Origin of the sequence: Allobosea sp. ASV33, from assembly GCF_016428755.1 — a bacterium.
GTDB lineage: Bacteria > Pseudomonadota > Alphaproteobacteria > Rhizobiales > Beijerinckiaceae > Allobosea.
Window position 1 is genome coordinate 38,644 of record NZ_JAELTI010000037.1, and the last position, 7,483, is coordinate 46,126.

The following is a 7,483-nucleotide window of genomic DNA, read 5'->3' on the forward strand; positions in this document are numbered from 1 at the left end:
CGCTCTCCCCTTTTCAGGCCGATGCTCCGACGCGTTGACAAGCCGCCGAGGGAGCGGGATACCGCCCGGACATGGCCATCCTGCCCAAACAGAATCTCAAGAAGCTCGCCGTCATCCTGCATGACCTCGCGGTCACGGCACTGGCGATCTGGCTCGTCTTCGTCGTCCGCTTCGAAGGCGCGCTGCTCGTCGAGCATCTGCGCTATCTGCCGCGCTTCCTGCCCTTCTTCGTCGCCTATGCCGGGCTGGTCTACTGGCTGTTCTCGCTCTACCGCTCGAAATGGCGCTTCGCCTCGCTGCCGGACCTCTCGAACATCGTCAAGGCGGTCTCGGTCCTGACCGTTTCGCTGCTCGCGGTCGACTATGTGCTGGTCGCGCCGAATTTCTACGGCGGCTTCTACTTCGGTAAGATCTCGATCGCGCTGTACTGGCTCGTCCAGATCGCTCTGCTCGGCGGGCCCCGCCTCGCCTATCGCTATTTCAAATACGCGCGGTCGCGCACCACGGCGGTGCGCGAGGCGAACCTGCCTGCGCTGCTGCTCGGGCGCGGCGTCGAGGTCGAAATGGTGATCCGCGCCATGGAAGCCGGCACGATGCGGCGCTTGCGGCCGGCCGGCATCCTGTCGCCGCGCAGCGACGATCTCGGCCAATCGATCCGCGGCGTGCCCGTGCTCGGGCTGCTCGGCGATATCGAGCGCATCGCGGGCGAGGCGGTTGAGCGCGGGGAAGCCTTCCGACGCATCGTCGCCACGCCTTCCGCCCTATTGCCGGAAGCGCAGCCGGAAAAATGGCTGGCGCGGACCCGCAAGCTCGCGTTGCCGATCTCGCGCATCGACAGCCTGGGCGAGGGCGTGCGCGACACCGAGGTCGCCCCGCTGGAGATCGAGGACCTGCTGGTGCGCTCGACCGTCACCATCGACCGCGAGCGGCTGGGCGGATTCCTGAAGGGCAAGCGCGTCATCGTCACCGGCGGCGGCGGCTCGATCGGCTCCGAGATCTGCCTGCGCTGCGCCGCCTTCGGCGCGGCGGAATTGCTTGTCGTCGAAAGCTCGGAACCCGCCCTCTTCCAGATCAGCGAACAGCTCTCGGTTCAGGCGCCCGACACCACGGTCTCCGGCGTTCTGGCCGATGTCCGCGACCGCGACCGCATCATGCCGCTCTTCGCCGGCTTCAAGCCCGATATCGTCGTTCATGCGGCCGCGCTGAAACACGTGCCCTATCTGGAGGCCGACTGGAGCGAGGGCATCAAGACCAATATCTTCGGCTCGGTGAACGTCACTGATGCCGCCGTCGCCGCCGGCGCGCGGACCTTCGTGCTGATCTCGACCGACAAGGCGATCGAGCCCGTCTCGATGCTGGGCGCGACCAAGCGCTTCGCCGAGATCTACGCGCAATCGCGGGATGCCGAGCTCGTGGCCGCGGATTCCGGCATCCGGCTGGTCGCGGTGCGGTTCGGCAATGTGCTGGGCTCGGCCGGCTCGGTCGTGCCGAAATTCAAGGCGCAGATCGCCCGCGGCGGGCCGGTGACGGTCACCAGCCCGGAGATGATCCGCTATTTCATGACGATCCGCGAGGCCTGCGACCTCGTGCTGACCGCCGCCTCCCATGCCCGCGCTGGCGACGCTGAAGCCGATCGCGCCGCCGTCTACGTGCTCAAGATGGGCCAGCCGATGCGGATCATGGACCTGGCCGAGCGGATGATCCGCCTCGCCGGCTTCGAGCCGGGCGAGGACATCGAGATCATCGTCTCCGGCGTCCGTCCCGGCGAGCGCTTGAACGAGATCCTGTTCGCCCGCGACGAACCGATGGCCGAGACCGGGCTCGACGGCATCATGGCTGCCAAGCCGATCTTCGCCGGCCGTGCCAGGATCGAGGCCTGGCTGACGCAGCTCCGGGCCGCCGTGAAAGCCAATGACCAGGCCGCGGCCAATGCCGTGCTCGACGAGGCGATCCCGGATTTCAGCCGGCGCGACTCGCGGCAGCCAGCCGCGCCAGCGCCGTCTTCGTCTCTGCCTGCGGCTGCCAGCCAGCGCTGAGCAGCCGCTCCGGCCGGGCCACGAGGCTGCCGGCCAGCTTCAGGAAGGTCTCCTCGCGGCCGGCGAGACGCGCCAGCCGGCGCAACCATGTTTCCGGCACCGGCAGCAGGCCGGGGCCACGCCCCAGCCCGGAGCGCATGGCGGCGAGCATGTCCGAGACACTGATCGGCTCGGGATCGGCAATCGTATAGGTCTGCCGCGCCGGACAAGCCGGCGTCAGCGCGAACAGGATGGCACCGGCGAGATTCTCGACAGCAAGCAGCGAGCGCGGTGCCTTCAGCCCGCCGAGGGGCAACGGCATGGGCAAGCGCGCCAGCTTGAGCAAGGCCGCCATGTTGGCTTTCACGCCCGGTCCGTAGATCACGACCGGACGCAGCGCGATCCAATCGAGATCGCATGCGGCAAGCCCTTGCTCCGCGGCAAGCTTGGAGCGGCCGTAGACGTCGCCGGGAACAGGCGGCATGCCCTCGCGCAGCGGCGGGCCGTCGGAGGCGGCGGTCAGCGCTTTGATCGAGGAGAGATAGACAAAGCGCCCGATCCCGGCCGCTTCGGCGGCACGCGCGAGCTCCAGCGTCGCCTCGGTGTTGATGCGCCTATAGAGAGCCTCGTCGAGGCCCGGCCCGGCATGGGCGAGACCGGCCAGATGCACGACATGATCGACGCCCTCCAGCGCGGCCCGCCAATCGACGGGAGCCGCCAGATCGCCGGTCACCACCGCTTCGGCGTCGGCCGGGACCGGCTGCGGCTTGCGCTGGGCGAGGCGCGGACGATAGCCCGCCTGGATCAGGGCCGCAACGACATGCGGGCCGACGAAGCCGCTCGCGCCGGTGACAAGGACGCGCCCCTCAGCCACGGCGAGGCCCTGTCGCGAAACGATGCAGGAGCAGGCCTGTCAGCACGGTGCCGACCGCCAGGCACGCGAACTGGACCGGAAGCGCCGGCCAGGCGAGCGATACACCCGCGATCGCGGCAAGCGCCAGGTTGAGCAGGGCGACACGGCCGACGACGCCCATCACGCTGAAGCCGTTCGTCGTCGCCTGCTGGTAGAAATGCGAGCGATGCGCCTCCCAGACCTTCTCGCCCCGGGCGAGGCGCCGCAGCAGCGTGATCGTCGAATCGGCGATGTGATAGAGCGGCAGGATCACAGCGGCGGCGAAAGCGCCCGTGCCCGCCAGGCGATAAAGCAGGTAGGCGGTGAGGAGCCCGATCGGCAGCGAGCCGACATCGCCGAGGAAGAGGCGGGCGACCGGCCGGTTGAAGGGGGCAAAGCCGAGGAGGCCACCGCAGAGCGCGGCGGCGAGCCAACCCGTGACCGGGTCGATCGTGCCCATCATGCCGGCCAGCGCCAGAGCTGCCGCGACGGGCACCATGCCGGCGACCGTGATCCAGTCGAGCCCATCCATGAAATTGACGAGATTGACGAACCAGACCCCGGCCAGAAGCGCCAAGGCGCGCTCGACCGACAAGGGCAGGAATTCGGGAAACAGGCGCAGTTCCGGCGCGGCGCGAAACAGCACGAAACCGACGCAGGCCGCCTGAAGCACCAGCCTGACACTGGCCGGCAAGGGCCGGATATCGTCCCAGGCACCGACGATCCCGAGCCCCGCCACGGCAAGGGCGAGCACCAGAACGGCACGGGCCGCCTCGCTATCGACCGGCGCGAGCCAGAGCGGCAGGCCCAATGCGACGAAAGCCCCGGCGAGCACGGCAATGCCGCCGCCTTGCGGGGTCGGGATCGTGTGGCTGGAGCGGGCATTCGGCCGCGCCAGCGCATAGCGCAGGAGAAGCGGGCGCAGCACCACGCACAGCACCGCCGCCAGAACGGCGGCGGCAGCACAGATCATCAGAGGGCGGAGCACGTTGTCCAAAGTGCCCGCACCATAGTCGAGGCGGCGCAAAAGCCTAGAGGCCGCGCCGCCTTTATCCGCGTGAAGCGAAGCGGCTCGAGGCTAGTTCCGGAAGCCGATCAGCACGCCATCGGCGCCGAGCTGCAGTTGCAGCCCCTGGCGGCGCGTGGCGAGCTTGAGCGTCACGCCCTTGTCGTTGCGCAGCCAAGTCGTACCACGGCCCGCGTCACCGACCGCCCAGCCCTCCTTGAGCTGGACATAGGCCCCGGCGAAATCGGAGACCTGACGCAGCCCGTAGACCGTGCCCATAGCGACCGAGCGCGCTGCGCCGATCGAGCCGATGCCGAGCCCGCCGACCGTGACCGGATAGGAGCGGCCGCGAAAGCGCAAAGTGCCGCCGCCGGCTTCGCCGGAGGCGATGAAGCCTGCCTGGACCTGCTCAAGGCGTACGGTCCCCGTCGAGGGGCCGAGCGCGCGTTGCTGCGCCATGGCCGGCGTGGCCAGCATCAGAACGGCGGCGATGGTGGTGGCTGTCTGCCTGATCGTCATCATATCCTGCTCCTTGCGCCGAACCGGTGGCGCTGCGGATCAACACACGAGAGGCGGATTCGATCCCAAGCCAGGCAAAGGATTGTCGCGAGCCGGAAAGCGTAGCCTGAAAATCGCGGCGTACCTCCGGCGCAGGCGGCTCACTTGCCGCCTTTCTCGTTGCGCAAGGCGTTCGCGACCTGGTCGACAAGGCGGCGCGGGTCGGGATGGCCGTCATATTCGATGACGCCGACATTCAGCGTGTTCTTGAGCACGGTCTGGCCGTCGATCGAGAAATGGGTCGCCGCATAGCTGTCGACGATGCTGCGGGCGAACGCCGCCGCCTCCCGGGCATCGCTCCCGACGCGAATGATCAGGAAGGTCTCGCGGCCCATGCTGAACACCGTGTCGCTCGACCGCACGGCATTCAGCAGCATGGCGGCCGTCTGCTGGACGACCGTGTCGGCGCCGCCCTCGCCGAGACGGGCGCGCAGCGTATCGAACTGGGAGATCTCGAGCATGATCATCGAGAAGGGCCGGCTCGTCTTGCGGCGGAGCGCGACCTCGCGGGAGATCGCGGCCCGCAGATAGCGGCGGTTGAGCAGCCGCGACAGCGGATCCTTGGCGCTGCCCATGTCGAAGGAATGGCTGAACTGGACGCTCAGGAGATTGTTGATCTGGCCGACGATCTGCCTGATCTCCCGCAGGAGTTTCTCGCGTCGTGCCGGATCCGCTTCATCATGCAGGCGCCGGACGAGTTCGTCCGCCTCGGCCACCAGCCGGGCGATCGACGCATATTCCGCGGTCCGGCCGAAGAGAAGGTTCGCACGGTGGGAGAACCACAGACCGAATTCGGACCGGCTCAGCGGCAGCACGCCATCGGCCTCGCCGGCGATATGAGACCCGAAGAAGACCGCCTGCGCCCATTCGGCGAGCGACGCCTTCTGCTTTTCCCGCTCGGCGCGGAAGTCATGGTCGATCGAGACCTGGCGAAGCGCTTCCTCCGCCCGCAGGTTGCGGTCGAGACCGCTGAGATGGGCGGCGACGATCGCCGCCGTCGCGACATCGATGACACCCGAGACGTAAAGCGCAGCCTGGGCGAATTCGTCGCGCGACAACCGCGTGTGCTTGAGATTGTTATAGATTCCGCGCTTGAACACGCGTGCCGCAAGCAGGCTCAGCGAGGTCGGAATCTGGATACGGGCATGCGTCGACCCGATCTCCGCCTGGCGCATGAGGAAGGGCGTCGCCTCGATCGGCTCCTTTGGAAAGATATCCACGAGCCATTGCGACAGGGTGCCCCGAAACCGGCGAGCGATGACCTCGCTGTCGAACAGGGCCTGGACCCGCACATGGTGCGCGAGATCCTTCCAGAGTTCGTCGACCAGCTCGACCGCAAAGTGCCGGACCGTGCTTGCCACCATAGCGCGCACCGGCGCCGGAATTGCGCTGCTCAAGGTTGAGATTTCAACCTTCAGTTGCGCGAAGTCTTCGTCTTCCCAGAGCGCTGCGCTCAGCATTTCATCTTATCCGGCAGAATATCGGCTCTCGATGAGGTCAACCGATAGTATCTTATAGTTATCAAACGACAACAAAGCTGCGCGCGTCTCGTTAGCGATGCGTTAACACCTCTTAACGCGTTAACACTCCTTCTCCCAAAAATCCATGAATTTGGCCCGCAAACGGCCAAAAACTGCCGTTCATATGCAAAACAGCGCGCTAAATCGTAAACTGCGGCCTTGCCGTTGAACTTCCTTAACAAATCGTTGAACAGGCCCTTCGACGCCACCATTCGTTATTTAACTTGGCTAGAGCTTTCTTCCCTGCGTCACATCGCGTTAGGGACGGACAATGGCTTTCAATCTCTTCAGCAGTGACCGCGCTTCAGCGCAGATCGCGGCGATCCAGCGCTCCCAAGCCGTGATCGAGTTCGACATCACGGGAACGGTCCTTCTCGCCAACGAGAATTTCCTGGCGGCGACCGGCTACCAACTCGCAGAGATCGTCGGTCGCCCTCACGCGCTCTTCATGCGCAAGGACGAGGCCGACGCTCCCGATTACAAGGCGTTCTGGAGCGCGTTGCGTCGCGGAGAGCCACAGGAAGGGCAGTTCCTGCGCCTGCGCAAGGACGGCGCGCCGATCTGGCTGCAGGCGATCTATGCCCCGATCCTGGGGCGCGGCGGCAAACCGACCAGGATCGTGAAATTCGCGACCGACATCACGGCGCAGAAGGCCGAGATCGCCAATTCGGAAGCCCAGATCGCCGCGATCCGCAAGTCGCAGGCCGTCATCGAGTTCAACCTCGACGGCCTCGTCCTCGATGCCAACGAGAATTTCCTGAATGCCCTCGGATACCGCCTCGACGAGATCAAGGGCCAGCATCACCGCCTGTTCGTCGCGCCGGAGCAGCATCAGTCGGATGAATACAAGCGCTTCTGGTCGAAGCTCGGCCGGGGCGAATACGACGAGGGCGAGTATCTGCGCCTCGGCAAGGGCGGCCGCCGGATCTGGATCCACGCCACCTACAACCCGATCCTCGATTCGGCGGGGCGGCCGTACAAGGTGGTCAAGTTCGCCTCCGACATCACGGAGCGCCGCCGCGCGCAGGAGGCCCTCCAGCTCACCGTCGCAGAAACCCGTGAGGTCGTCGCGGCCGCCAAGCAGAAGAACCTCAATCCGCGCATCGACATGGCCGGCAAGGCCGGCGACCTGCGCAATCTCTGCGAGGGCGTGAACGCGCTGATCGAGACGCTCTGCGATGTCGTGACGACGACGGCCGACATCTCGGGCACGCTGAGCGCCGGCTCCTCGACGATCAACCAGGACAGCCGCAACCTCGCGCAGCGGACCGAGGAACAGGCCAGCAGCCTCGAAGAAACCGCCGCGACGACCGAAGAACTCGCGGCTTCCGTCAAGCAGAGCGCGGCGCGGGCGCAGGAGGCGACGGCGCTGGGCGAACAGGCCAATGCCATCGCCAATCGCGGCGGCGACATCGTCACCGCGGCGATTGCGGCGATGGAGCGCATCGAGCGCGCTTCCGCCAATATCGCCGAGATCATCAACGTCATCGAC

Annotated in this window: 6 protein-coding genes; 2 read left to right on the forward strand and 4 right to left on the reverse strand. The window is 66.6% G+C overall.

Annotated elements, in window-relative coordinates; all coding sequences use genetic code 11:
* Positions 1-80: 80 nt before the first annotated feature.
* Positions 81-2,036: a nucleoside-diphosphate sugar epimerase/dehydratase gene (locus JHD80_RS13140; RefSeq protein ID WP_199087897.1), complete on the forward strand. Its 1,956-nt coding sequence runs from the start codon at positions 81-83 to the stop codon at positions 2,034-2,036.
* On the opposite strand, the gene JHD80_RS13145 is transcribed toward JHD80_RS13140, so the two are convergent.
* The 4 genes from JHD80_RS13145 to JHD80_RS13160 all read right to left on the reverse strand — a co-directional run bounded on the left by JHD80_RS13145 (position 1,960) and on the right by JHD80_RS13160 (position 5,868).
* Positions 1,960-2,889, reverse strand: coding sequence for an NAD-dependent epimerase/dehydratase family protein (locus JHD80_RS13145; protein WP_199087871.1), 930 nt, complete (start codon positions 2,887-2,889; stop codon positions 1,960-1,962). The two genes, JHD80_RS13140 and JHD80_RS13145, sit on opposite strands and share 77 nt — an antisense overlap.
* The gene (locus JHD80_RS13150; protein ID WP_199087899.1) at positions 2,882-3,880 is read right to left on the reverse strand and encodes an MraY family glycosyltransferase; all 999 of its coding nucleotides are present in this window, start codon (positions 3,878-3,880) and stop codon (positions 2,882-2,884) included. Before JHD80_RS13150 ends, JHD80_RS13145 begins: the two co-directional genes overlap by 8 nt.
* 105 nt (positions 3,881-3,985) lie before the next feature.
* Complete coding sequence (locus JHD80_RS13155) at positions 3,986-4,435, reverse strand: hypothetical protein (RefSeq protein ID WP_199087873.1); 450 nt, start codon at positions 4,433-4,435, stop codon at positions 3,986-3,988.
* Positions 4,436-4,572: 137 nt separating this feature from the next.
* The gene (locus tag JHD80_RS13160; protein ID WP_199087881.1) at positions 4,573-5,868 is read right to left on the reverse strand and encodes a GGDEF domain-containing protein; all 1,296 of its coding nucleotides are present in this window, start codon (positions 5,866-5,868) and stop codon (positions 4,573-4,575) included.
* A gap of 394 nt (positions 5,869-6,262) precedes the next feature.
* Between JHD80_RS13160 and JHD80_RS13165 the strand changes: the two genes are divergently transcribed.
* Positions 6,263-7,483, forward strand: a 1,221-nt coding sequence (locus JHD80_RS13165; protein WP_199087883.1) for a methyl-accepting chemotaxis protein, incomplete at its 3' end; no start/stop codon positions are given.

Coding starts and splice junctions, on each gene's coding strand:
- JHD80_RS13150 (WP_199087899.1), bottom strand. CDS start 3,880: ATGATCTGTGCTGCCGCCGCCGTTCTGGCGGCGGTGCTGTGCGTGGTG.
- JHD80_RS13155 (WP_199087873.1), bottom strand. CDS start 4,435: ATGATGACGATCAGGCAGACAGCCACCACCATCGCCGCCGTTCTGATG.